General features: G+C 71.8%; 25 protein-coding genes. 18 read left to right on the top strand and 7 right to left on the bottom strand.

Annotated features, from left to right (window positions below; genetic code table 11):
- Nucleotides 1-236 precede the first annotated feature (236 nt).
- Nucleotides 237-1,349: an ABC transporter substrate-binding protein gene (locus ACFYQ6_RS22235; protein WP_388764465.1), complete on the top strand. Its 1,113-nt coding sequence runs from the start codon at nt 237-239 to the stop codon at nt 1,347-1,349.
- 172 nt (nt 1,350-1,521) lie between these two features.
- Here ACFYQ6_RS22235 and ACFYQ6_RS22230 read toward each other — a convergent pair whose 3' ends face one another.
- A complete protein-coding gene (locus tag ACFYQ6_RS22230; RefSeq protein WP_361582703.1) occupies nt 1,522-2,001 on the bottom strand; it encodes a hypothetical protein in 480 nt (159 codons plus the stop codon).
- A gap of 137 nt (nt 2,002-2,138) precedes the next feature.
- Complete coding sequence (locus ACFYQ6_RS22225; protein ID WP_361582706.1) at nt 2,139-2,879, bottom strand: 3-oxoacyl-ACP reductase family protein; 741 nt, start codon at nt 2,877-2,879, stop codon at nt 2,139-2,141.
- Here ACFYQ6_RS22225 and ACFYQ6_RS22220 point away from each other — a divergent pair.
- The 6 genes from ACFYQ6_RS22220 (at nt 2,878) to ACFYQ6_RS22195 (ending at nt 9,086) form a co-directional block, all read left to right on the top strand.
- Entirely contained in the window at nt 2,878-3,558 is a 681-nt protein-coding gene (locus tag ACFYQ6_RS22220; RefSeq protein WP_388764463.1) for a DUF3592 domain-containing protein, read from the top strand. The two genes, ACFYQ6_RS22225 and ACFYQ6_RS22220, sit on opposite strands and share 2 nt — an antisense overlap.
- A 174-nt stretch (nt 3,559-3,732) precedes the next feature.
- Nucleotides 3,733-3,861, top strand: a complete 129-nt coding sequence (locus ACFYQ6_RS22215) for a hypothetical protein (RefSeq protein ID WP_361582712.1) — start codon at nt 3,733-3,735, stop codon at nt 3,859-3,861.
- 455 nt (nt 3,862-4,316) lie between these two features.
- Nucleotides 4,317-4,814, top strand: a complete 498-nt coding sequence (locus tag ACFYQ6_RS22210) for a DUF6643 family protein (RefSeq protein WP_361582713.1) — start codon at nt 4,317-4,319, stop codon at nt 4,812-4,814.
- Nucleotides 4,815-4,858: 44 nt separating this feature from the next.
- Complete coding sequence (locus tag ACFYQ6_RS22205) at nt 4,859-5,686, top strand: MOSC domain-containing protein (RefSeq protein WP_361582715.1); 828 nt, start codon at nt 4,859-4,861, stop codon at nt 5,684-5,686.
- Between the two features lie 133 nt (nt 5,687-5,819).
- A complete protein-coding gene (locus ACFYQ6_RS22200; protein WP_388764460.1) occupies nt 5,820-6,437 on the top strand; it encodes a hypothetical protein in 618 nt (205 codons plus the stop codon).
- Nucleotides 6,438-6,650: 213 nt separating this feature from the next.
- Entirely contained in the window at nt 6,651-9,086 is a 2,436-nt protein-coding gene (locus ACFYQ6_RS22195; protein ID WP_388764458.1) for a right-handed parallel beta-helix repeat-containing protein, read from the top strand.
- Here the strand turns inward: ACFYQ6_RS22195 and ACFYQ6_RS22190 are convergent.
- Entirely contained in the window at nt 9,056-11,362 is a 2,307-nt protein-coding gene (locus ACFYQ6_RS22190) for a hypothetical protein (RefSeq protein WP_388764551.1), read from the bottom strand. The genes ACFYQ6_RS22195 and ACFYQ6_RS22190 overlap by 31 nt on opposite strands.
- A 312-nt stretch (nt 11,363-11,674) precedes the next feature.
- Here ACFYQ6_RS22190 and ACFYQ6_RS22185 point away from each other — a divergent pair, with 312 nt between their 5' ends.
- Entirely contained in the window at nt 11,675-12,505 is an 831-nt protein-coding gene (locus tag ACFYQ6_RS22185) for a DeoR/GlpR family DNA-binding transcription regulator (RefSeq protein ID WP_361582724.1), read from the top strand.
- Nucleotides 12,506-12,595: 90 nt separating this feature from the next.
- Here ACFYQ6_RS22185 and ACFYQ6_RS22180 read toward each other — a convergent pair whose 3' ends face one another.
- On the bottom strand, nt 12,596-13,051 hold the full coding sequence (locus ACFYQ6_RS22180; protein ID WP_361582900.1) for a VOC family protein: 456 nt from the start codon (nt 13,049-13,051) through the stop codon (nt 12,596-12,598).
- Between the two features lie 229 nt (nt 13,052-13,280).
- On the opposite strand from ACFYQ6_RS22180, the gene ACFYQ6_RS22175 reads away from it, so the two are divergent.
- Entirely contained in the window at nt 13,281-13,709 is a 429-nt protein-coding gene (locus ACFYQ6_RS22175) for a hypothetical protein (protein ID WP_388764456.1), read from the top strand.
- A gap of 166 nt (nt 13,710-13,875) precedes the next feature.
- Nucleotides 13,876-14,310, top strand: coding sequence for an SRPBCC family protein (locus ACFYQ6_RS22170; protein WP_361582729.1), 435 nt, complete (start codon nt 13,876-13,878; stop codon nt 14,308-14,310).
- 150 nt (nt 14,311-14,460) lie between these two features.
- On the opposite strand, the gene ACFYQ6_RS22165 is transcribed toward ACFYQ6_RS22170, so the two are convergent.
- A complete protein-coding gene (locus ACFYQ6_RS22165) occupies nt 14,461-15,591 on the bottom strand; it encodes a PLP-dependent cysteine synthase family protein (protein ID WP_388764454.1) in 1,131 nt (376 codons plus the stop codon).
- A 228-nt stretch (nt 15,592-15,819) separates the two neighbouring features.
- On the opposite strand from ACFYQ6_RS22165, the gene ACFYQ6_RS22160 reads away from it, so the two are divergent.
- Together ACFYQ6_RS22160 and ACFYQ6_RS22155 are read left to right on the top strand one after the other, a co-directional pair.
- Entirely contained in the window at nt 15,820-16,167 is a 348-nt protein-coding gene (locus ACFYQ6_RS22160; RefSeq protein ID WP_361582735.1) for a hypothetical protein, read from the top strand.
- Nucleotides 16,168-16,415: 248 nt separating this feature from the next.
- On the top strand, nt 16,416-16,940 hold the full coding sequence (locus ACFYQ6_RS22155; RefSeq protein WP_361582903.1) for an ATP-binding protein: 525 nt from the start codon (nt 16,416-16,418) through the stop codon (nt 16,938-16,940).
- A gap of 210 nt (nt 16,941-17,150) precedes the next feature.
- On the opposite strand, the gene ACFYQ6_RS22150 is transcribed toward ACFYQ6_RS22155, so the two are convergent.
- Nucleotides 17,151-17,450, bottom strand: a complete 300-nt coding sequence (locus ACFYQ6_RS22150) for an SHOCT domain-containing protein (RefSeq protein WP_361582905.1) — start codon at nt 17,448-17,450, stop codon at nt 17,151-17,153.
- A 198-nt stretch (nt 17,451-17,648) separates the two neighbouring features.
- Between ACFYQ6_RS22150 and ACFYQ6_RS22145 the strand changes: the two genes are divergently transcribed.
- The 3 genes from ACFYQ6_RS22145 to ACFYQ6_RS22135 all read left to right on the top strand — a co-directional run bounded on the left by ACFYQ6_RS22145 (nt 17,649) and on the right by ACFYQ6_RS22135 (nt 19,848).
- The gene (locus tag ACFYQ6_RS22145) at nt 17,649-18,218 is read left to right on the top strand and encodes a TetR/AcrR family transcriptional regulator (RefSeq protein ID WP_388764452.1); all 570 of its coding nucleotides are present in this window, start codon (nt 17,649-17,651) and stop codon (nt 18,216-18,218) included.
- 137 nt (nt 18,219-18,355) lie between these two features.
- Nucleotides 18,356-18,937, top strand: a complete 582-nt coding sequence (locus tag ACFYQ6_RS22140; RefSeq protein ID WP_361582741.1) for a DUF4865 family protein — start codon at nt 18,356-18,358, stop codon at nt 18,935-18,937.
- A complete protein-coding gene (locus ACFYQ6_RS22135) occupies nt 18,934-19,848 on the top strand; it encodes a phosphotriesterase (protein WP_361582743.1) in 915 nt (304 codons plus the stop codon). The genes ACFYQ6_RS22140 and ACFYQ6_RS22135 overlap by 4 nt, the downstream gene beginning before the upstream one ends.
- A 42-nt stretch (nt 19,849-19,890) precedes the next feature.
- On the opposite strand, the gene ACFYQ6_RS22130 is transcribed toward ACFYQ6_RS22135, so the two are convergent.
- Nucleotides 19,891-21,105 carry an ROK family protein gene (locus ACFYQ6_RS22130; protein ID WP_361582746.1) on the bottom strand — a complete coding sequence of 405 codons (1,215 nt, stop codon included), beginning with the start codon at nt 21,103-21,105 and terminating at the stop codon, nt 19,891-19,893.
- A gap of 121 nt (nt 21,106-21,226) precedes the next feature.
- Between ACFYQ6_RS22130 and ACFYQ6_RS22125 the strand changes: the two genes are divergently transcribed.
- The 3 genes from ACFYQ6_RS22125 (at nt 21,227) to ACFYQ6_RS22115 (ending at nt 23,660) form a co-directional block, all read left to right on the top strand.
- The gene (locus ACFYQ6_RS22125) at nt 21,227-22,450 is read left to right on the top strand and encodes an MFS transporter (RefSeq protein ID WP_361582749.1); all 1,224 of its coding nucleotides are present in this window, start codon (nt 21,227-21,229) and stop codon (nt 22,448-22,450) included.
- 79 nt (nt 22,451-22,529) lie between these two features.
- Nucleotides 22,530-22,898 carry an SCO4225 family membrane protein gene (locus tag ACFYQ6_RS22120; RefSeq protein WP_388764449.1) on the top strand — a complete coding sequence of 123 codons (369 nt, stop codon included), beginning with the start codon at nt 22,530-22,532 and terminating at the stop codon, nt 22,896-22,898.
- Between the two features lie 21 nt (nt 22,899-22,919).
- Entirely contained in the window at nt 22,920-23,660 is a 741-nt protein-coding gene (locus ACFYQ6_RS22115) for a maleylpyruvate isomerase family mycothiol-dependent enzyme (RefSeq protein ID WP_388764447.1), read from the top strand.
- The last annotated feature ends 64 nt before the right edge of the window (nt 23,661-23,724 follow it).

Raw genomic sequence — 23,724 nt, 5'->3', positions numbered from 1 at the left:
ATCCTGGCACCGTTGGCGCGCGACGGCCCGGCGCGCCGGTGGACGGCCCCCAGCAGCACGTATCACTCCCTGTGAGGCATCTGCGTGCGTAGTGTTACGGGACCCCGGGCCACGCCCGGCCACCCGGGTACACCCGCGGGGACGCGATGAGGTGGGATGCATCCGTACCGCCCGGCCCTGCCACTGCGCGAGCCGGGCGTACGCCGACCGGGCCGACACACGGGGGACGCCGACGCATGAACACACCACCATCGACGCCGGAGGCGGGACGAGCCGGAGGAACATCCGTCCGGATCGGGGCCCTCGTCCCGCTGACCCGGCCCGGCTGGGTCGAGGCGGGCCGGCACCTGCTCGCCGGACTCGAGCTGGCCGTGCACGAGGTGAACGACGCCGGCGGGATCACCGGAAGACCGCTGGAGCTGCTGGTCCGGGACACGGCGGCCGATCCGCTGAGGGCGGCAGCGGCTGTGGACGAGCTGGCAGGTCTGGGCGTGGCCGCCCTGGCGGGCGAGTACCACAGCGTCGTCGCCCGGGCCGCCGCCGCGAGGGCTGACGCCCTCGGCCTGCCCTTCCTCTGCTCTTCAGCGGTTCTCGACGCGCTCACCGAGCAGCCCACGGACCGGGTCGCACGACTCGCGCCGGCGCAGTCCCACGGCTGGCGGATCTACGCGGACTTCCTCCTGGACGCGGGCCACAACCGCGTCGCCGTTGCCACCCAGCCGAGTGTCTACTGGGCGTCCGGGACACGCATCCTGCGGGACCACCTCGCCCCACGCGGCGGCACGGTCACCGAACTGGACATGCGCACGCTCACCCCTGCGGACGTGTGCGACGAACTCGCCGACAACGGTGCGACGGCCCTCCTCCTTCTGGTCGGCGCCCCGGAGCCGGCGGTGCCACTCGTGAAGTCCGTCCGCCACGACCAGCGGCTCGCCGAGATCCTAATCGGCGCACCGGCCGGGCAGCCGGAGTTCCCCGAGTGGGCGGACGCGCTGGGCGAGGACGGTGCCGCGATCCCGTTCCTGCGCTACATGCCCGAGCGCCTCGGTCCTCTGGGCGCACGAGTCGGGACGGCACTCCGCGAGCGGCTGAACACAGCGCCCTCCTTCGTCGCGTTCGAGGGCTACGACACCGTCGCCGTGCTCGCCGGCATACTGCGCACGCACGGCACGGACCGGGTACGCACCGCAGCGTCCTGGCCGCGCGTCCCGGTCGAGGGCACCCGCGGGCAGATCCGGTTCTCCCGCACACCGGGGATCGGCGTCCGGCAATGGGCGTGGGCCCCCGTACAGGTGGTCGACCGGGATCCCGCGCGACCCGACCGCTTTCGCGTCCTGCGCTCCGGATGACGGACGTACGGAGGTCAGGTTGCCCTGGTCCGCCGACGGCGGGGCGGTTGATGCGCCCCCTGCTGCCGAAGGCCCCGGAACAACCGGATCGGCCTGCCGCGCAGGGAAGTCGTGGGCAGTGGTGGCCCGGACCGCTGTCCCATAGCCGTACGGATCCTCCACCGACCGGTGGTCATTCGATACCGAGAGGCCCGATCCCCAGATCCTCACGCATGCGGTGGCGCATCTCAGCCATGGCAGTACGGCGCTGCTGGACGAAGGCCGTGTCCTCGGCTGAGCCGACTGCCACCCCGCGGGCATAGGCGTCACGCATCCGACGCAGGCTGTGAAACGCCTCGTTCCCCGCCGCGACGACGAGGGGCGGGCCGACGAGCCAGAGTTGCTCGCTCGCCCTGTGCAACCCGGTGCCACGGAAAGCCTCACGCACCGCCGCATCACGCGCCGACTCGGACATGTGATCGCCCAGGGCGACAGCCCGTATCTCCTCCCCCGCGTCCTTGAGGGCGGTGGCGTACTCGGTGTACACGGCACGCCGCACTTCCAGGGCGTGTTGTGTTTCCTCGCGCCGCCACCTGGTGCGATCGGCAATCAGAGTGGCGGCGATACCGATGACGGCACCTGTCAGCGTGGAGAGCAGAGGCATCCAGTCCATGCGCCCGCATGGTGCCGGAGCAACTGCCGTGACACCAGAGGCTCTTACAACCGGGCGGTGAGCCCCACCGATGGTCACGTCGAGGGCCGGCCCTCTCGCGGGCCGGCCCTCGACGTGGTTGCGAGAGGGCCTGCGTGTCAGGCGGTGAAGCCGCCGTCGACGTGGATCGAGGCTCCGGTGATGTACGAGCCATCGGCACTGGCCAGGTGTGCGACGGTAGCCGCGATCTCGGCCGGCTCCGCGTAGCGGCCCACAGCCGTGAAACCTGCGATCACCTCGGCGTTCGGCCCGTCAGCGGGGTTGGTGTCCGTGTCGGTGGGGCCGGGATGCACCAGATTGACGGTGACTCCACGGGGACCGAGCTCTCGGGCCAGGCCCTTCGTCATCCCGAGCAGCGCCGTCTTGCTCATCGAGTACAGCGCCAGTCCGGGGAAGACCGCACGCTCGGCGACGTTGCTGCCGATGCTGATGATGCGGCCGCCCTGGCTCATGTGACGCACAGCCGCCTGCGACGCCGCGAACGGCGCCCGGACGTTCACTGCCAGGGTGCGATCGATCTCCGCGGGCCCCATGTCTTCGAGCGGGCCGACGAGGAAGACACCGGCGTTGTTGACCAGGATGTCGAGTCTGCCGAACGTCGCGGCGGCCTCGTCCACTGCGGCGGTGAGTGCTTCCGGGACGGCACTGTCGGCCTGGACGGCCGAGGCCCGGCGTCCTCTCTCCTTGATCTGCTCCACCACCTGGGCGGCGAGTTCCGCGTTGTTCTCGTACGTCAGGACGACATCCGCGCCTTCTTCGGCCAGCCGTAGTGCCACAGCGGCACCGATGCCCCGGCTGCCACCCGTGATCAGGGCCACGTTTCCTTCAAGTCGATTCATGACATCGAGCATCGTCGGCACCAGCGCCGATAGCTGGCGGGATCACGACGTGGCGCTCGGCCTTCGGGAGGGCCGCCGCTCGGTCCTCCCACCGGCACTGCAACACCCGCCGGTAGCAAAGCAGTTGCGGTTCCGGCGAGACGGCGGCGGGTATCGGTCCTCCGTGACCGTGTTCGATGTGTTCACCGCCGTATTCCTGGTGGTCGTGGGGCTTGTGGTCGCCTTCGGGTGCTACCTGATCGTCTACGTCCTCGTGGACAGCGCCCGACGCCGACGTGTCGTGCGCATCGATGAGCGCACCACGGCCCGCTGCATCCACGCGTACTACGGTTCGTCCCACCCTTCCCTGGAACCCCCGGATCGCCCACGCAGGTTCAAGCGGCGTTTCGTCATGGGATTCACCGGGCCCGGGGGCGACCTCATACGCTTCGAGGACCTGTCGGTCCCCGATGCCACGCGTGAAGGTGATGAACTGACCGTCGCTCACCTGCCTGGGCGGCCGGAGAGTGCCGTGGTCGTGACGGGAGACGAAAAGTCGGGTCTCGACGACACGTTGCGGATACTCGCCGCATTGTGCGGCTTCCTCGTCGTGATGGCGGGCATCGCCTACATCGGTGTGGCGATTCTCGACGGTTATGAGTCGGCCGCCGCCGACCCCGGCAGCTGGATCGAACCGTGAACCAGAGGTTCTGCCCTGAGCGGGAATGAGGCGTTTCCCCGCAGCGGGATCTGCGCCCTCTCCCCGGCTCGGCCAGATCCGGACCACTCCCGTCGCGCTCAGGGGGCGCCCCTCCCCCTGTCGACGCGTGCGGAGCCCGCCGGGGCGCTGCTCGCGCTGGTCGTCACACTCGCCATGCCGAGACTGATCACGGGCCTCCACGGCATCGCCCGGTCGCTGGTGCGCGTCTTCCGGACGGCGGACCTCCACGCGACCGCTCCGCCACTGCTCGCCACTGCCCGCGCGGGAGGGTGTCCCTGCTGATCTTCCGGCGGACCCGGTCGCCCTTCGGACTCCCGGTCCCATTCAGCGCCTGATCCATAACGCGGGCAATCCCTCTTTCCGGGTGCGGAGTTCGGCTTCGTGATCAGATCGGGCGGGCGCCCCGCCCCGTAAGGTGATCCCTGACGACAAATGCCCGGCGCTCCGGCGGGGGTGACGGCGGGCCCCTGTGGCCACCACTCGGTGATCTCCCGATTGCACAACGCCTCCGGGCACTCGGTCCGGGAAGCCGTTCGTCCTGGCGAGCGGCGTGCGGATGTCGCCCTTTGTAGTGCCTCCGACACTTCTCGTCAGCCATCCCGTCGACGGAAATCCCGCTCTGTTAACGGAGGCTTTGACGCGGTCTTGGCAGGTGAGGCCGACAAAAGCAGCGTAAAACGGATAACCCCAAGATTGGGGCTCCCCAACCAGCACATCGTGGGCTTAACTTATGTGTCATGACCTCCCCCCGCTCCACCTACGGCAGCGGCTACTACGCCACGCCGTCGTTCCCCGACACCCCGATCTACGACTCCCTGGTCGCCGAGCGGGGGACCCCTCAGATCGCGCCGATCCGGGTCCCCGCCGCCTACGACACCGGGAACAGCTACCTGCCGGCCCTGCCGTCGGCGCTGCCCGCCCTGCCCGCGGCCCCGTCGCAGCACACCGGGTCGTACGGCTACCCGCAGCAGACGGCGCAGCCGCAGTACCAGAACTCCGGGATGCAGCCGGCGCCGATGATGCAGCCCGCACAGCTGCAGCACGCACCCGCCCCGTACATCCCGCAGCAGCCCTCGGCGCCGCGCGGCTACCAGCAGCAGCCGCAACAGCAGCCGCAGAGGCCCGGCACGGGTTACGAGGCGATGCGCCCCGCCGCGCCCCGGCCCGCGCCCGCTCCCGCGCAGTCGCCGTACGAGGACCCGTACAACCGTCCCTATCAGGGCCGGGGGTACTGAGCAGGGGGACCATCCTCCGGCAGGACTGCTGGCAGGATGGAGGCATGCATTCCGCAGCACTCAGCGCCGTGCGCATCCATCCCGTCAAATCGCTGGCCGCCTGCACGGTCGACGAGGCCGCCGTCGAGCCATGGGGACTCGACGGCGACCGCCGCTGGATGCTGATCGACGGCGAGAGCAGGGTCGTCACCCAGCGTCAGCAGCCGCGCATGGCGCAGCTGTCCGCGGAGCCGCTGCCCGGTGGTGGCATCGCTCTGTCCGGGCTGGGAAGTGAACCGGTGCGTGTGGAGGTGCCCGGTGGTCCCGGGCGCCTGCTCGTCGCGGAGCTCCACCGGAGCAAGGTCGAGGTGGTGGAGGCGCCCGCGGCCGCGCACGCCTGGTTCAGCGCGCGTCTCGGTGCGGAGGTCCGGCTCGTCCATCTCGACGCGCCGTCGCACCGCAGGCCCGTCGATCCGGCGTTCGGCCGCCCGGGCGAGACCGTCTCACTCGCCGACGGTTTCCCGCTGCTCCTCACCACGCACGCCTCCCTGGACGCTCTCAACACGCTGGTCGCACAGGGCGAGCATCCGGACGAGGGTCCGCTGCCGATGGACAGGTTCCGGCCGAACGTGGTCGTGGACGGCACGGCAGCCTGGGCCGAGGACGACTGGCAGCGGGTCGCGATCGGGGAGGTCGCGTTCCGTGTGGTGAAGCCGTGCGGCAGGTGCGTCGTCACGACCACCGACCAGCGCACGTCGGAGCGGGGCAAGGAGCCGTTGCGTACGCTCGGCCGCCATCGCCGGGTGGGCAAGGAACTCCTCTTCGGCCAGAACCTGATCCCGGAGGGCACCGGAGTGATCCGGGTCGGGGATCCGGTGCGGGTCCTCGGCTGACGGCCATGGCTCGTGGCGTACCGGGAACTCACCGGGGCACACGGAGTGTTGACGGCGTGAGGTTGCTCTCTCTTCGTCGTCCGGGGACGTATTCGCCCTCCTGCCGGGTTATCACGGACAGGGAAGGGGGTGCATGACTGTGCGAGCGGTTCTGGGAATCCGGCGGTGGCGGCACAATGCGCTGTGCCGGCCCACCGACCGCCACGAGGCGTGGGTGGCGCTGACGGCGTTGCTGGTGATGGTCCTGGCGGCTCCGGTGCTCGGCTGGCTGTGCGGGTCGCTCACCGATGAGGCGCTCCAGCAGGCGGTGCGCTCCCAGCACGCCCAACGCAGTCTCACCTCGGCCGTGGTGGTCCGGGAGGCATCCGGCGGGTCCCTGTTCGCCCAGGACCCGGAGGCCGCCGTCACGGAGGACACCACCCGGACGCCGGTCGTGGCCGACTGGCGCGCCCCGGACGGCACGCCACGCACGGGCACGGTGTCGACGGCGTCCGAAGTCACCACCCCGGGCACCCGGATCAGGATCTGGACGGACCGCGAGGGCCGCCCGGCGATGCGCCCCATGGACGCCCCCACGGCTCGCACCCACGCGGTGCTGGCCGGCGTCGGCGTGGCGGTGCTCGCGGGCGGCCTGACGGAAGCCGCCCGCCGGCTCGTCGTCTGGCGCATGACGCTCCGGCGTTACGCCAAGCTCGACCGCGCCTGGGCGGAAGTCGGCCCGGACTGGGGCAGAACGGGTACGGGTAGCTGACCTGGGGGGGCGCCCGTGCCGCTCGCGCACGCCCCAGCAGGGCTCTTCGGGAGCCGACCCGTCAACTCGCGCCCGTCGCGCGCGCTACGGTGGACCGGCCCGCCCGACCTCCTCGGCAGGCGGAGCAGAGGGCTGCCGGAGTATCCGGCGGTCCCGGCACATGCGGACAGGCACGAGGCAGCGCACGGCACGAGGTGGGGGCACAGCAGCACCATGGCACAGGGCACGGTCCAGGTGACGCACACCGGCACATCGCGATGGCGGCGCCGTACGGGCGAATACGCTTCCCTCACCGCCGCCCTGGAGGCCGCAGCGGAAGGCGACATCCTCACCGTCGCCCCCGGCACCTACCGGGAGAACCTGGTCGTCAACCGGGCGGTGACACTGCGCGGACCCGAGGGGTCCGCCGGATCCGTCCGGATCGCGCCGGCCGACGGTGTGCCCCTGACCGTCCGCGCCTCCGCCGTCGTCATGGACCTCCACGTGGAGGGCCAGGACTCGGCCGCCCCCGCGGTGCTCGTCGAGGAGGGTGCACCCGAGCTCACGGACGTACGCATCGTGACCCGGTCGGCGGCCGGCATGGAGGTACGCGGCGCGGCCAGGCCGACGGTGCGCCGCTGCACCGTCGACAACCCGGCCGGCGTCGGGATCGCCGTACTCGACGGCGCCGGTGGCGTGTTCGAGGAGTGCGAGGTCGTCTCGGCCGGGCAGTCCGGGGTGTCGGTGCGCGACGGCGCGCATCCGCGCCTCGAACGCTGCCGCGTGCACCACGCCTCCGGCGCGGGACTGAGCGTGACCGGGGAGGGCAGCAGCCTGGAGGCGGTGGGCTGCGAGGTGTACGAGATCAAGGGCAGCGGCGTGCAGGTGACCTCGCGCGGCACCGCGCACCTCACCGACTGCACCGTGCACCGCACCTCCGCCGACGGGGTCACGCTGGACACCGACGCGGTCCTCACGCTCGCCGACTGCGACATCCACGACATCCCGGAGAACGCGGTCGATCTGCGGTCCCGTTCGGTGCTCACCCTGACCCGCTCCACCGTGCGCCGGTTCGGGCGCAACGGCCTCTCGGTGTGGGACCCGGGCACCCGGGTCGACGCCAACCAGTGCGAGATCCACGACAGCACGGGCGACTACCCGGCGGTCTGGGTCAGTGACGGGGCCACCGTCATACTCGACTCGTGCCGTGTCCACGACGTGCCCGACGCGCTCTTCGTCCTCGACCGGGGCTCACGTGCCGACGTCGTGGACAGCGATCTGTCCCAGATCCGCAACACCGCGGTCTCGGTGAGCGACGGGGCCACCGCCCAGCTCGACGACTGCCGGATCCGCGAGGCGTCCACCGGGGCGTGGTTCCGTGACCACGGCAGCGGCGGCACGCTGAACAACTGCACCATCGACGCGGCGCAGACCGGCGTGATCGTCACCAAGGGCGCCGACCCGACCATCGAGCGGTGCACGGTCACCTCCCCCGCGGAGGCCGGTTTCTACGTCTCGGCCGAGGGCCGGGGCACCTTCGACAGCTGCCGGGTCACGGGCAGCGAGGGCTACGGCTTCCACGTGATGGAGGGCTGCCGCTCCACGCTGACGCGCTGCCGTACGGAACGGTGCGCGCGCGGCGGATACGAGTTCCCCGACGGCTCCGCCCACGGCGACGGGCACTCGGGCGGCCCGGTTGCCACGGACTGCACCAGCGACGAGAGCGGTCTGCGCGGGGCCACTCCCCCGCCCCCCGCGGTCCTGACGGCGACCCAGAGCACTCCCGGTCTCCTCGGGGTCATGCCCGGGCAGCGGACGGCCGAGCCCGCCGCCGTCGCGGCGGTCCCCGCCGAGCCGGTGCGGGACTCCGGCGCGGTGCTCGGTGAGCTCGACGCCCTGGTGGGCCTGGACAGCGTCAAGCGCGAGGTGCGGGCCCTGACCGACATGATCGAGGTCGGCCGCCGCCGCAAGCTGGCCGGCCTGAAAGCGGCTTCGGTCCGCCGGCACCTGGTCTTCACCGGTTCGCCCGGCACGGGCAAGACGACGGTGGCGCGGCTGTACGGCGAGATCCTGGCCTCGCTCGGGGTACTGGAGCACGGCCACCTCGTGGAGGTGTCCAGGGTCGACCTGGTCGGCGAGCACATCGGGTCGACGGCCATCCGTACGCAGGAGGCCTTCGACCGGGCGCGCGGCGGGGTGCTGTTCGTCGACGAGGCGTACGCGTTGTCGCCCGAGGACTCCGGCCGCGACTTCGGCCGGGAGGCCATCGACACGCTGGTGAAGCTGATGGAGGACCACCGGGACGCGGTGGTGGTGATCGTGGCGGGCTACACCCACGAGATGGAGCGTTTCCTCACCGTCAACCCCGGTGTGGCGTCCCGCTTCTCCCGGACCATCACCTTCAGCGACTACGTGCCCGAGGAGCTGCTGCGGATCGTCGAGCAGCAGAGCGAGGAGCACGAGTACAGCCTGGCCGACGGGACCGGGGAGGCGCTGCTCAAGTACTTCACAGCGCTTCCCAAGGGCCCCGCCTTCGGTAACGGCCGGACGGCCCGCCAGACCTTCGAGTCGATGGTCGAACGCCACGCGGGCCGGGTCGCCCAGCTCACCGAGCCGAGCACGGAGGATCTGACCATGCTCTACCCCGAGGACCTCCCCGCACTGCCCTGAGCCTCGGTACCGGCCCCCTGGGCCCCGGCCTGCTGCGGCAGGACGGGCCCGAGCCGTTCCAGGAGTGCCGCACGCTCCACGGCGAAGACCGGGTCGGCCTGGTAGTCCGAATGCCCCAGGACGGGTTCGGGGAGCGGGAGTTCGGGGGTGCGGCCGTAGACCAGCGGGTCCTTCAGCGGGCCGCGGTCCACTTCGGGGCGGTCGCCTTCGTCGATCCGCACCGGCCCGCCGATCGGGTCGGTCGCACGCCACAGGTTGCGCCAGCAGTGCACCGACCGGTGCAGACCGTCGAGCGCCGCGGGTCCGAAGTACGCCGGGAACCACCGTCCGTACAGCCGCTCGATGGGAGAGCCGTAGGTGAGCAGCGCGACCTGCCGGCGGGCGGTGTCCGGCAGCTGCCAGACGGCGGCGGCGGCGAGCACGCTGCCCTGGGAGTGGCCCGAGATGACGAGCCGGCCCCGGGTGCGCCCCGTCCAGGCACACATCCGCGACGAGAGGTCCGGAACGGCACGTTCGGCGTAGCAGGGCGGGGCGAAGGGGTGGGCGGCGCGGGGCCAGAACGTGCCCACGTCCCAGAGGATGCCGATGGTGCGCCGTGTGGAGGCGTCGCGGTAGGCGCGGCGGCCGCAGGTGACGAGCACGAGGACGCCGACGCCTATCAGCCAGGAACCGGTCGCCTGGGCCGCCTCGGCGGACGCTTCCACGAACGGGGCCGCGTCGTCCATCGCGAGCCCGGGGACCTCGCCGGTGAGCCAGGAACCGGTCACTGCCGCGGCTCCCAGCAGCAGCGTGGCGGCTGAGAGCAGCCCGAGGATGCCGGGGGCCGAGTCGGTGAGGGCGGCGGCGGCCCTGATGCGCGCGATCTGGCCGGTGCGCCCGGGCTCCGGGTGCTTCACCTCGTACTCCGCCTCGACGACGGGACCGAGGCGCCGTGCACGGCGCACGGTGCGCGCCCCCAGCCAGACGAGGGGCACGATCAGGAGCAGCAACAGGACGGGGATGACGGCGGCTTGCCAGCTGAGGAGCACGGGCGGACCCGGTATGGCGGACCCTGCTCCCATGCCCGGTGTGCCCGGCCCGTCGAGCCAGTCGGCGACCCGCTGGGCGATTCCGCCGGACATCACGCCGCCGAGGGCACAGGCCAGCATGGCGACGGCTGGACCGCCGAGCCCGTGCAGGGTGGTGCGGAGTTCGGGGGTGCTCCGGTACAGGCTCAGCGCCACGACGGCCAGTACGACGACGAGCAGCCCCTGGCCGAGCGTGAGGACACGGAAGGCCGTCTCACCGGGGAGGGCGCCCGAGGACTCCCATCCCGGACGGGCCCAGCCCGCGTACGCCACGGCACCGGCCAGCAGGGCCATCGCGGCCCCGGGAAGGAAGGTGGTGACCGTGCGGTCGAGGAACGTGTCGACGCGCCGCTCGCTGCGCCCCCGTTGGCAGACCACCGCGACGACGACGAGCCCGCACAGGACGAGGGCCGCCTCGAGGAGGACGCCGATCACGGCGGGTACGGGGCTGGCGGCGGTCCTGTCGTGCCGCGCCGCGGCCCCGCCGACCGTGGCGGCGACCGTGAGGAATCCCGCCGCGGTGTGCGCGGCGCGCAGCCGGGCCACCAGCCTGCGGCCGTACCAGAAGCCGGGCCTGCCGAGGGCCGGGCGGACCAGCGGGGCGCCGGGACGGGCCGGCGCGCCCTCCTCCTCGTCGTCGGTTCGCGGGTCCTCGGACTCGTCCCAGGTCAGGGGGCGCTGAGCTTCGTAGGCGCTCCAGGTGCGGTTGGAGAGGTACCAGAGCAGCCCCACCAGGGCGGCGGGCACGAGCGCGGCGACGGACAGTCTGCGGCCCGGCTGGGAGAACCACCCGTCCTGCCGCGTGGACAGGAAGCCGAGCCAGGACCGCTGCTCCGCGCAGCCGGGGGTGCCCGCGCACTGCCAGGCCACGAGGTCGAGGGCGACCTCACAGACCGCGGCGGTCAGCAGCACGGTGAGGCTGAGCGCGACCAGCCTGACGACCACCCCGTACAGCCGGACCGTGCCGGGACGCCCCCGTGTGGTGGGCCGCATCCAGTGGGCGAGGTTGACCACCATGAAGGGGAGCAGGAGCAGCCACAGGGCGCGGGAGCCGTTGCCGGAGGTGAGGTTGGACCAGCAGTAGGCCTCGGCGACGGGGCCTTCCCGGTCGCGCTGCGGGTGCTGCTCGGCGCCGACGTCCTCGGTACGCCGGTAGATCGCGGCGGTGGCGTCACCGGTGATCCTGCTCGTACGCGGGTCGCCCAGCATCTCCTGCGGGGTTGCTCCGCCGACGCCGTGGACGAGCAGTTCCAGCGCGGTGCCGCCGCCGTGTGCGGGCTGGGGGGCAGGGGGCAATTCGGTGACTCGCTCTCTGGTCCCCCGGCTCGCGGCCGGGCGGGGAGGGGGACGACTGTTCCGTCCTGATGCCTGGTCACCACCATCGCGGAAGGAGGGTGCCCCGCGCACCGTCTTGCACGGAATCTCCCCAGTGGGATGGCCGGAGGGTGTGCGTGGGAGGATGAGGGCGTCCCGCAGTGCCGCTGCCGGACCGTGCGGACAGAGGGAAGGGCCGGGCCGGCGTTGAGCGAGAACCAGAACCTGCTCGCGGAGCAGCGGCGCGCGCTCATTCTCGACGATGTGCGCAAGCGTGGCGGGGTCAGGGTCAACGAGCTGACGCGCAAGCTGAGCGTCTCCGACATGACCATCCGCCGGGACCTGGACGCGCTGGCGCGCCAGGGGGTCATCGAGAAGGTGCACGGCGGAGCCGTCCCGATCGTCGAGGCGAGCACGCACGAGCCCGGTTTCGAGGCGAAGTCGACCCTGGAGCTCAGCGCCAAGGAGGACATCGCCCGCGCTGCCGCCGCGATGGCGGTACCCGGCAGTGCCATCGCACTGTCCGGTGGGACGACCACGTTCGCGCTGGCCCGGCACCTCCTCGACGTCCCAGGGCTGACGGTGGTGACGAATTCGGTACGGGTCGCCGACGTGTTCCACTCCGCGCAGCGTCCGACGGCGTCGGGCGGCGGACGGGCCGGGGCGGCGACGGTGGTGCTCACCGGCGGGGTCCGTACGCCCTCGGACTCGCTCGTCGGCCCGGTCGCGGACCGCGCGATCGGCTCGCTCCACTTCGACGTCCTGTTCATCGGGGTGCACGGGATCTCGGTGGAGGCCGGTCTCTCCACGCCCAACCTCGCGGAGGCGGAGACGAACCGCCGCTTCGTGCGGGCCGCCCGCCGGGTCGTGGTGGTCGCCGACCACACCAAGTGGGGGACTGTGGGGCTCAGTTCCTTCGCGGCGCTCGACGAGGTGGACGCGTTCGTCACGGACGCGGGCCTGCCGGACGGCGCCCGCAGCGAGATGGAGGAACATCTGCCCGGCCTGGTGGTGGCGGGCAGCTCCCCGGACGCCTAGCGGGCAGCTCCCCGGACGCGTGGCGGGCAGTTTCCCGGACGCCTGGCGGGCAGCTCCCGGACACCTGGTGGGCGGCTCCGGTTCGGTGGTTCACCCACGGGGGGACTCCGGTGGAGGGATCTGGCTGATCTGCTCGGCCAGGGCGACGATGATTCCCGAGGGGCCGCGGAGGTTGCAGAGCCGGTAGGAGTTCTCGTACTGCGCCACCTCACCGAGAAGTTCGGCGCCATGGCTACGCAGGCGGGCGATCGTGTCCTCGATGTCGTCGACGGCGAACATCACTCGGTGCAGGCCCAGGGTGTGGGGCGGCGGGGCCGGCAATGCCGCAGGGATCGCCGCGGGAGTGCGGAACTTCGTCAGCTCCAGCTTGCCGTGGCCGTCCGGGGTGCGCATCATCGCGATGGCGCTGCGGACCCCGTCGAGGCCGAGCATCCGGTCCGCCACGATTCCCTCGATCTGCGCTTCGCCCTCCAGCTCCATGCCGAGCTCGGTGAAGAAGGCGACGGCGGCCTCCAGGTCTTCGACGACGATGCCTACGTTGTCCATCCGGTGAATCGTCACGGGGTGCTCCTTCTTCGTCGCGTGGTCCGCTTCCTGCTGCCGGTACCCCTGGGACGGGGCCGGTGCCGCATTCTCGACCCCCGAGAGGGAGAGGCTCCAGGTTCCGCTCTCCGGCGCGCCGCGGACGACCGGCCGAACGTGACCCGCATCCGACCGGCGATGAGCCGAAGCCCGGGAAGGAGCCGCTCGGGTACGGTCACCGCGGAGGTGCACCGTGTCCTGGCCGTCTGTCATCGTTCTCGCCCCCACGGAGCGGAGTTCCTCGTTCGAGGACCCGATACGCGCTCTCGGGGTCTTCCCGGATCCCGCGACGGGTGCCGAGCGCCTGCACTGGCAGGAGTACTCGTACTACCTCGATCTCACCGGCGGAATCCTGGCGGACTTCGAGCAGGAGGAACTGGAGCACATCGCGGAGCTCATCGGAGAGCCCCGGGGGTTCTACGTGTCGGGGCAGTCCATGGACGCGATACGTGCCCTCCTCGGGCACCTGCTGCCCGGTTTCCACGGCCTGGTCGACACCGACCACGGCGACATCCTGCCCGCCCATGAGTTCCTCGGTCTGCTGGGCCGCTACCCGCGATGGGACTGGCGCCGCGTTCCGAGGGCGGACGTCGGGCGGAGCGGCGAGAACGGACCGGAGTGAGGCCGGCGAACCACGGGCCGCGGTGCCGGAGGCCCGCAGCGCCTGCCTGCGGGCACGCGTCCCGCTCCGGCACCCGCGCCCGGACGTGCGCACGATCCGCCGCCCACGCGCCCGGCCGTCCTTCCGCTCCACGGCCTGCGGGCGCCGGACGTCCTAGGATCGGCGTGTGGCCGTATTCCGTATCGAGCGCTTCACTTCCCTTCCCGCCGCCGAGGCATGGCGACGGGTGACCGACTGGGAGCGGCACGGCAGCACCGTTCCGTTCACGTCGGTCACCGTCCCCACCGGCCTGCCCACCCGCACCGGCACGGTGTTCGTGGCACGGACCGGCCTGGGGCCGCTGGGCTTCGACGACCCGATGGAGGTCGTGCGGTGGACCCCGCCGGCCGCCGGCCGGGCAGGGCTGTGCGAGTTGCGGAAGCGGGGTTCCGTGGTGCGCGGCCGGGCGTCGATCGACGTGCGCCCGACCGGCTCGGGATCGCACGTGATCTGGGTCGAGGAAGTCCGGGTGAGACTGCTGCCCGGCTGGGGCGATCCGTTGCTGGCGAGCGCAGGGCGCCGGGTCTTCGGCCGGGTGCTGACGGTCCTGTTGGAGGAGTAGGGCGCACGCGGGGCCAGGGCACGCTGATCACCGATCATGCGCGGCACCACTGACAACGGCCGCGGACGCGGACCGGCCGTGCGGTCACGCAGGGCGTTGATCAGCGGTCCCCGGCCTGTCCCGGCGCCCGGGAGCCCGGCGCCGCGCGGATCAGGGCCAGGTGCCGGTGGCCAGGAAACCGTCGATCGTCTCGGTGTACGGCCGGATGTCCAGGCCCTGCCGCTCCAGCCACTCGTCGGAGTAGTACTTGTCGAGGTAGCGGTCTCCCGGGTCGCAGAACAGGGCCACGACACTGCCGGTGCTGCCCTTCTCCACCATCTCGGCGACGAGCCTGAAGGCGCTCCACAGTCCGGTACCCGTCGAGCCGCCCGCCTTGCGGCCGATGGCGCGCTCCAGCACCCGTACGGCGGCGACGCTGGCCGCGTCGGGCACCTTCATCATCCGGTCGATGGCCCCGGGCACGAAGCTCGGCTCCATCCGCGGCCGTCCGATGCCCTCGATACGCGAGCCGCAGTCACTGGTCGCCTGCGGGTCGTTCCGGACCCAGCCCTCGAAGAAGCAGGAGTTCTCGGGGTCGGGCACGCAGATCCGCGTGTCGTGCTGCATGTAGCGGACGTAGCGGCCGATGGTCGCGGAGGTGCCGCCGGTACCGGCGGTCGCGACGATCCAGGCGGGTTCCGGAAACCGCTCCAGCCTCAGCTGCTGGTAGATGGACTCGGCGATGTTGTTGTTGCCCCGCCAGTCGGTGGCGCGCTCGGCGTAGGTGAACTGGTCCATGTAATGTCCGCCGGTCTCGGCCGCCAGGGCCGCCGACTCCTCGTACAGACGGCGTGCGTCGTCGACGAAGTGACACTGGCCGCCGTGGAATTCGATCAGGCGGCACTTCTCGCGGCTGGTGCTCCGGGGCATCACCGCGATGAACGGCACCCCGATCAGTTTCGCGAAGTACGCCTCGGAGACCGCCGTGGAACCACTGGAGGCCTCGATGACCGGCTTGCCCGGCCGGATCCAGCCGTTGCAGAGGCCGTACAGGAAGAGCGAACGGGCCAGCCGGTGCTTGAGGCTGCCGGTGGGGTGGGTCGACTCGTCCTTGAGGTAGAGGTCGATGCCCCAGTGATCCGGCAACGGGAAGCGCAGGAGGTGGGTGTCCGCCGAACGGTTGGCGTCCGCCTGGACCTTGCGTACGGCTTCCTTGAGCCAGGCCCGGTAGCCCGGGTCGCTGCGGTCGATGTCCAGGGTCTCCATGACGCCACCCGCAGGTCTGTTCTGATTGGTGTCCATCGGCGGTCTCCTCAGGGTGACGGCGGTGCTCCTGGGAACCAACGATATTCCCCCCACCTGCACAAACGATTGCTTTGGCAGCCCATAGCCTTCCCTTGGCCCCGGCCACCCGGCCCGTCCGCACACCGGGGACGCGAAGCCGGAGGGAAACGGTCCGGAGGGGGCCTGGTGCGCGGGCCTCGTCCGGGGCAGACTTGCAGAAGCCGGTACAAGGGGGGCGAAGTCGTCATGGCCGAGACGGAATTCAGCGCGACCGATTACGGGACGGCGGAGTTCAGTGCGAGCGATGTCAGGATCCGGCGGTGGGCGCGGTCGCTCACCAGAGCCGGCCAAGTGATCGTCAAGGACGGCCGGATCGTGCTGCTGACGAGCAACGGGCGCGAGATCGCCAGCGCCCCGGTGACGACGGTGAGTGCCGGGAAGCCCTGGTTCCTGGCATCCGATTCCGCGATCGCGCGCATCAACGGGGTGCGGTACCGGCTGACCATGGGCCAGCGCAACCGCAGGCCGGGCGGCGCCGTGCCGGTCAGGCGGTTCCTGGCCGCACTGCGGGGAGCGACAGGGCGACGCGGCTGACGCTGCGGGGAGCGACAGGGGGGCCGACGCGGCTGACGCTGCGGGGCGGCGCGCACACCGCGAGTTGCGGACGCCAACCCCCTGAGTCACGCTGGTCACACGTCACTGATGGTGTACCGGCGGTGACAGCGAAAGCGCCCCGCCGGGAGCCACGCAGGGCGGACCACGCATGACCAGAAACAGCAGTGAGCCATCTGCTGGATCCGTTCCTTCGTCTTCTTCCGGACCTATTTCGGGGAGTCGCAGCCGTGATCAGCGAGCCAAGCAGGCACTGCGCGGTGGAGCTCCAGGCCCTGCCGTCGCGGATCGGTCAGGTCCGCAGAATCATTTCGGCGCAACTGCGCTACTGGCATCTCGATCCTCTGATCGACCATGCAGCGCTGGGTGTCACCGAACTGCTGACCAACGTCCACCGGCATGCACAGCCGGACAAATCGTGCACCGTCGAGATCGAGCTGCTGCTCGACCGGCTGACGGTCTCCGTCCACGACCACGACCCCCGGCTGCCGACCGTGTGCGATGCCGATTCGTCCGCCACTTCGGGGCGCGGACTGGCGATGATCGCCGCGGTCAGCGAGAGCTGGGGCGTACGACCGAGCGCCGGCACGGGGAAAGTCGTCTGGTTCACCTTGCCCGCGCCTTCCTTCACCAGTGCTCTCCCCCCTCTCCCGGTCTACGGGTCCACGACCGACGGGCCGTTCGGCTCCGGTCCCGGCGTTCTCATGGAACCGGTCGCGGTTCGGACCCGGACCGGATCGGCCGTGGTCGGCTGACGGTCCGGGAGCGGCATGCTGCCGCCCACCTGCGACCGGACGGCGGGCTCACCGCACCGGACACCCACAGGAGCGCGTCGATCTCCAGTGGATCGACGCGCTCCTGCCGTCCCCCGCGCTACTGCCCCCCTTCCGCGCTCCGCCCCCGCCTCCAGCGACCTCCGGCGCTCCCGCCGTCCGCGCGCTCCCGACGTCACGCGAGGGGCGCCGTCACGCCGGGCCGTCCTTGTCGTAGCGGCCGTAGGGCTCGTCCAGGACGGAGAGCCTGCGCCAGTACTCGTCCTCGTCGATCTCGCCCGCGGCGAACCGACGACCCAGGAGGTCGATCGGCGACCGCTCACCGGCCGGAGCTCCCCCGCGTACGCCGTGGTGCCGGCGCCAGGGAGCACGCCGGCCGGTCCGGGCGGTGTGCCGCAGCAGCGTGACGACGCCGAAGGCCACGGCCGCCCAGACGAGCGGGAAGAAGAGGGTCCAGGGCCCGGGACCTCCGGTGTACGCCAGGGTGTCCATCTCGGTCACTCCCCTGTCAGTAGTTCGTGCGTCCATTCGCTTCACCTATGAGCCTGTCTCCGCACGGCGGCCGGGGCGTCGTACGGGCGGCGGCAGTGCGCGTACACCGGCGGGAGTAGACATCGCCCAGGGCCTGTTTCCAGGTTCCGCGCGGCACCGCCCTGGATTTCTGTACCTACTGGTATGTACAGTCGCGGCATGAGCACTCCGGACCGGTTGATCGAGGCCACCCAGGAACTTCTGTGGGAGCGCGGCTACGTCGGCACCAGCCCCAAGGCGATCCAGCAACGGGCGGGGGCGGGCCAGGGCAGCATGTACCACCACTTCGCCGGAAAGTCCGATCTGGCGCTCACCGCGGTGCTGCGCACGTCCGCCGAGATGCGGGAGACCGCCGGGCGGCTGCTGGACGGTCCCGGCACGGCGTTGGAGCGGATCTCGGCCTACCTGCTGCGCGAACGTGACGTGCTGAGGGGCTGCCCGGTGGGCCGGCTGACGATGGATCCGGACGTGGTGTCGAGCGAAGCGCTGCGCGCCCCGGTGGAGGAGACGCTCGGCTGGCTGCGCGGACGACTCGCCGGGATCGTCCAGGAGGGCCTGGACGACGGGGAGTTCAGCCCGGGCATCGTTCCCGCTGAGATCGCGGCGACCGTCGTGGCAACCGTCCAGGGCGGCTATGTCCTGGCTCGCGCGTCCGGCTCGACCACCGCGTTCGACGCCGGGGTCCGAGGGCTGCTCTCCCTGCTGGCCCGGCACACGGATCAGACCTGAGTCGCACCCTGGCACCGGGAACCCGGGCGGCCTCCGCGGCAGGTCCGGGAACTCCGGGCGCCGCACGGGTCCGAGCAGACCGGGCACGCGGCAGGTCCGGGTCGGCCCGCCCCTGAACCACGACCGAGGAGCACGCGATGCATGCGATGCAGTACGAGATCACCCTGCCCGCCGACTACGACATGGAGATCATCCGGAGGCGGGTGGCGACCCGCGGTCACCTCCTCGACGACTTCTCCGGACTGGGCATGAAGGCGTATCTGATCCGCGAACGCGGCGGCGTCTCGCCGGTCAACCAGTACGCCCCGCTGTATCTGTGGTCCGCCCCCGAGGGCATGAACGCCTTCCTCTGGGGCCCCGGATTCCAGGGCGTCGTCGACGACTTCGGCCGTCCGGAGGTGCGGCACTGGACCGGCCTCTCCTTCCGGGAGGGCCCGGCCTCGGGCGCACTCCCCCGCACGGCCGTCCGCCGTCGGGAGCGGATCGCGGAGACACTCCGTCCCGCGGATGCGGTGGAGGCCGCACTGGAGGAGAACAGCCGGTCGGCCCTCGCCCCCGGCGCGGTCGCCACGGCGCTGGCCGTCGATCCACGCCATTGGGAGCTGCTCCACTTCACTCTCTGGGAACACGAGCCTCCCGAAGGTCCGGGGGACCGCTACGAGGTACTGCACCTCTCCGCGCCGGAGCGCGGCCGACTGGGCTCGGGCAGGCAGTGGTGAGCCGGGTCCGGACGGTCCTCGGGGACGTGCCCGCAGGGGAGTTGGGCGTCTGCGACGCCCATGACCACCTCTTCATCCGCACCCCGGCCCTCCCGGGCCAGGAACTGGACGACCGGGAACTGGCCGGGCAGCGGCTGCGGAGCTTCCACGAACTCGGCGGGCGGACCGTGGTCCAGTGGACCCCGTACGGCATGGGCAGGCGGCCGGAGGATCTCGCGGCTCTCTCGCGCGAGTGCGGGACCCGGATCGTCGCGGCCACCGGGCTGCACCGAGCGGCCCACTATCCGGCCGAGTTGCTCGACCGGCTGATGCCGGACCTGGAGGATCTGTTCGTCACGGAGATCTCGCGGGGAATCGGTGCGACGGGAATCCGGGCCGGTCTGATCAAGGTGGCGGGGGCCTTTCACGGCATCGACGAACACGCCGGACGGACCATGAGGGCGGCTGCCGGGGCACATCACCGTACGGGCGCTCCGATCGCCGTCCACCTGGAACTGGGCACGGCCGCCATGGACGTACTCGACCTGCTGTGCGGGGAGTCGGGGGTGGAGCCGCAGCGTGTGATCCTCGGCCATCTCGGCCGGTTCCCCGAGGGCGAGACGCACCTCGACGCCGCGCGGGCGGGGGCGTTCCTGGCCTTCGACGGGCCGTCGCGCGCCAACCACGCGACCGACTGGCGGCTGCCGGAGCAGCTCACGGCGCTCGCGGAGGCCGGGTTCGGCGACCGGCTGCTGCTCGGTGGGGACACGACCGTCCCGGAGACGCCGGGCATGCCGCACCTGCTGCGGCGACTGCGTCCTCGCCTGGAACGGTCGCTCGGCGAGGAGTTGCTGCGCACGATCCTCGTCGCGAATCCGGCGCGGGCCTTCGCGCTTGCCGCGGTCCGAACGGCGGGCGCACCCTCCCGCTGACCCGAACCCGGACCCGAACCCGGACCCGAGCCCGGAGCGGTGTCAGGCCAGAGCGGCGAGCGGGTCGTCGAGTACGGGCTGCCAGGCGAGTTCCGCGGCGCCCACGAGGCTGTTGTGGTCCAGCGTGCAGGAGAGGATGGGCACGCTCCCGCTTCGCCCCCACAGGCTGCGGTCGGCCACCACCGCGCGCAGCCGTTCGGGGTCCGCCTCCAGGAGGTCGCGGTGGAGCCCGCCGAGGATGATGCGGTCCGGGTTCAGGATGTTGACGAGTCCGGCGAGCCCGAGTCCGAGGCGGTCGATGAGCTCCTCCGCGGCTGCCCGTACCCGGGGGTCGTCGTACTCGGCACGCAGCAGGTCACCGGACTGCTTGAGCAGGGACTCCTCGGGACCCGGCTCACGGCGCGCCGCGGTGAGGAAGGCGAGAGGGTCCGTCTCGACGTCGAGACAGCCGCGTCCGCCGCAGTGGCAGGGGCGGCCCTCGGGGTTGACCGTGAGGTGCCCCACTTCCAGGGCGAGTCCCGAACTCCCGCTGTGCAGACGGCCGTCCAGCACGAGCGCGCCGCCCACTCCCCTGTGTCCGGTGGCGACGCAGAGCAGGTGCTGGGCCCCACGTCCGGCGCCGTGCCGGTGCTCGGCGAGCGCGGCGAGGTTGACGTCGTTCCCGGTGAACGCCGGCCCGGCGATACCCGCGTCACGTACGCAGGCGGAGAAGATCTCCCGCACAGGTGCGCCGGCCGGCCAGTCGAGGTGCAGCGGGTTGAGCGCCGTGCCCTCAGGTTCAGCGACGGCCGAGGGCACGGCGAGCCCCGCGCCCACGCAGCGCAGCCCGCTCTCGCGCAGGAGCCGGGCACCGGCGTCCACGACCTCCCCGAGGACCTGCGCGGGGTCGGCCATGACGGCCACGCACCCGGGCGCCGTGGCCACGATCCGGCCGCCCAGCCCCACGAGCGCCGCACGGAAGCCGTCGGAGTGCACCTGCGCGGCGAGCGCGACCGGACCGCTGTCGCGGACGGACAGCCGGTGCGAGGGGCGGCCCTGCGAACCGGCCGCGGACCCCGGGCTGGAGTCGACCTTGATGAGCCCGAGCGCTTCGAGCTCGGCGGCCACCGCGCCGGCCGTGGCGCGGGTGACACCCAGCTCCGAGGTCAGCACGGCACGGGTGGGAGCGCGCCCGGTGTGCACGAGCTCCAGAGCGGGTCCGAGGGCGCTGCGGCCCCTCTCCAACTTCGTCCGCGTGGTGGTCGACTTGCCGTTCATGGGGGCGAGTCTCCCATGATCCGGAGCCGTTGCCGACGCTCCCGCATCCCGCACCGCGCACCGGACGGCCATCAGGGCAGCCGTCTTGCGTGCGCCGCCGGAGCACCTCTATGCTCACTTTGTGCCGCAAGTAAACAAACTGCGGACGGCCCTGTCGGGGGGACTTGGCGGAGACACCGCCCCACCCTCGCCCGTACGGCTCCGTACCGCGCTGACCCTGTTCTTCGCCCTCGACGGCTTCCTGTTCGCAGGCTGGGTGGTCCGTATCCCGGCCATCAAGCACCAGACCGGAGCCACAGCCTCCACCCTCGGGCTCGCGCTGCTCGGCGTCTCCGCCGGTGCGGTGATCACCATGATGCTCACCGGCAGACTCTGCCGGCGCTACGGAAGCCACGCCGTCACCGTGGCCTGCGGGGTGCTGCTGTCACTGAGCATCGCCCTCCCCGCGCAGACGGATTCGGCTCTCACCCTCGGCCTCGTCCTCCTGCTCTTCGGTGCCGCGTACGGCGGGATGAACGTCGCCATGAACAGCGCCGCCGTCGACCTGGTCACCGCCATGCGGCGACCTGTGATGCCCAGCTTCCACGCCGCGTTCAGCCTCGGCGGCATGGCGGGCGCCGGGCTCGGCGGACTGGTCGCGGGCAGCCTCTCCCCCGCGACGCACCTCCTCGCCCTGACGGGGATCGGGCTCCTCGTCACCGCTGCCGTCGGGCCCGTACTGCTGGGCAGCCGGGATGCCGCGCCGCCCCCTCCGGAGCAGCACACCGGCACCTCGGAACGGCCACGGCGGATGAGCCCCGGCGCGCGGCGCATCGTGGTCCTCTTCGGCGTCATCGCCCTCTGCACGGCCTACGGCGAGGGAGCGTTGGCCGAGTGGGGCGCGCTGCACCTCAGCCAGGACCTGAACGCGGCTCCCGGGCTCGCCGCAGCCGGATACTCCCTGTTCGCGCTGACCATGGCCATCGGCAGGCTCAGCGGCACCATCCTGCTCGAACGCTTCGGGCAGACGCGCACCCTCGTGGCGGGCGGGGCCACGGCCGCGGCGGGCATGCTGCTCGGCGCGCTCGCCCCGGCCGTCTGGCTCGCCCTGCTCGGCTTCGCCGTGGCCGGTCTGGGCCTGGCCAACATATTCCCGGTCGCGGTGGGTCGGGCAGGTGCCTTGGCGGGCCCGAGCGGGGTGGCGGCCGCATCCACACTCGGCTACGGCGGGATGCTCCTGGGCCCGCCCGTCATCGGCTTCCTCGCCGACTGGTTCTCGCTGCCGGTGGCCCTCACCACGGTGACCGTGCTCGCCGCGACGGCGGCGGTCCTGGGGTACGCAGCCCGCAACGCGGCGAACACCTGAACGATTGAGTAGCCGTACTCAGGCATGGCCGTCCTGTCCGGCGCACGATGGACGCATCGACCATCCACGGGGAGCGGACATGCGTGACCAGGCGACGGACAAGCAGTGGCTGCGTACGGCGGCGCGGTTCACCTTCGGCAACACGGCTTCACGGATCTATCTCGGGCTCGTCCTGGCCGTTGCCGCGTTCGTGGCGGTGGACACTCTGTTCGTGCCCCACGAGGACGCGTCGTTCGCCGGGGTGTGGCTGTTCTTCATGGCGGCGCCGACCGTGTTCGCCTTCCTCCTCGGCAGTTCCCTGGCCTCGCCGGACACGGGCGTCCCCGCCTGGTTCGTCCATCTCGCACTGGTCCTCTCGGTATTCGTACAGGCGTGGGCCCTCGGCTGGTTCTCCCAGTTGCTGCGCGGTCCTCGCACGGGTCGTTCGGCACACCCCCAGGGCGTCTGAGGTTCTGGCACAATCGCGGGCGTGGAGATATCGGAGCACCTCACGGCCCTTGACGCGGAGGGGCTTTCGCTCACCTCCGCCGCCCGCGAAGCGGGGACCGACGCACCGGTCCCGACGTGTCCGGACTGGCGAGTACGCGATCTTCTCAGGCACACCGGGACGGTGCACCGCTGGGCGACCGCGTTCGTCGTCGAGAGGCACCGGACGTACCACCCCGAAGGCAAAGAGCCCGATCTGGACGGCGACGCGCTGCTGGACTGGTTCGCGGAGGGCCACCTCCTGCTGGTCGACGCGCTCCGGGCCGCACCCGCCGACCTGGAGTGCTGGACGTTCTTCCCCGCGCCGTCACCGCTCGCGTTCTGGACACGCCGGCAGGCGCACGAGACCAGGATCCACCGGGTGGACGCCGAGGCCGCGCGCGGCGGAGCTCTGACACCCGTGGCACCCCGTCACTCGGTGGACGGCATCGACGAGCTGCTCGCCGGATTCCACGCCCGGCCCAAGAGCAGGGTGCGCACGGACTCGCCGCGCACCCTGCGCGTGCGAACCACGGACACGGACGCGGTGTGGACCGTGAGGCTGTCCGCCGAACCTCCCGTGACGGCGCGCGGGCAGGAGGAGAGCGCGGCGGACTGCACGCTGAGCGGGACCGCCGAGAACCTCCTGCTCGCCCTGTGGAACCGCCTGCCGCTCTCGTCCGTCGAGCTGTCGGGGGACCGCGAGCTCGGTCGGCTGTGGACCGAGAACTCCGCCGTCATCTGACGGGGCACCATCCGGTGCACGGTGCGGCGCGGCGCGGCACGGTCCGCGACACGGGGCGTCCTCG

The organism is Streptomyces sp. NPDC005494 (genome assembly GCF_042872025.1).
Classification (GTDB): Bacteria; Actinomycetota; Actinomycetes; order Streptomycetales; family Streptomycetaceae; genus Streptomyces.
Note: the sequence above shows the minus strand (reverse complement) of the source record. Positions and strands in the feature narration are given on the sequence as shown.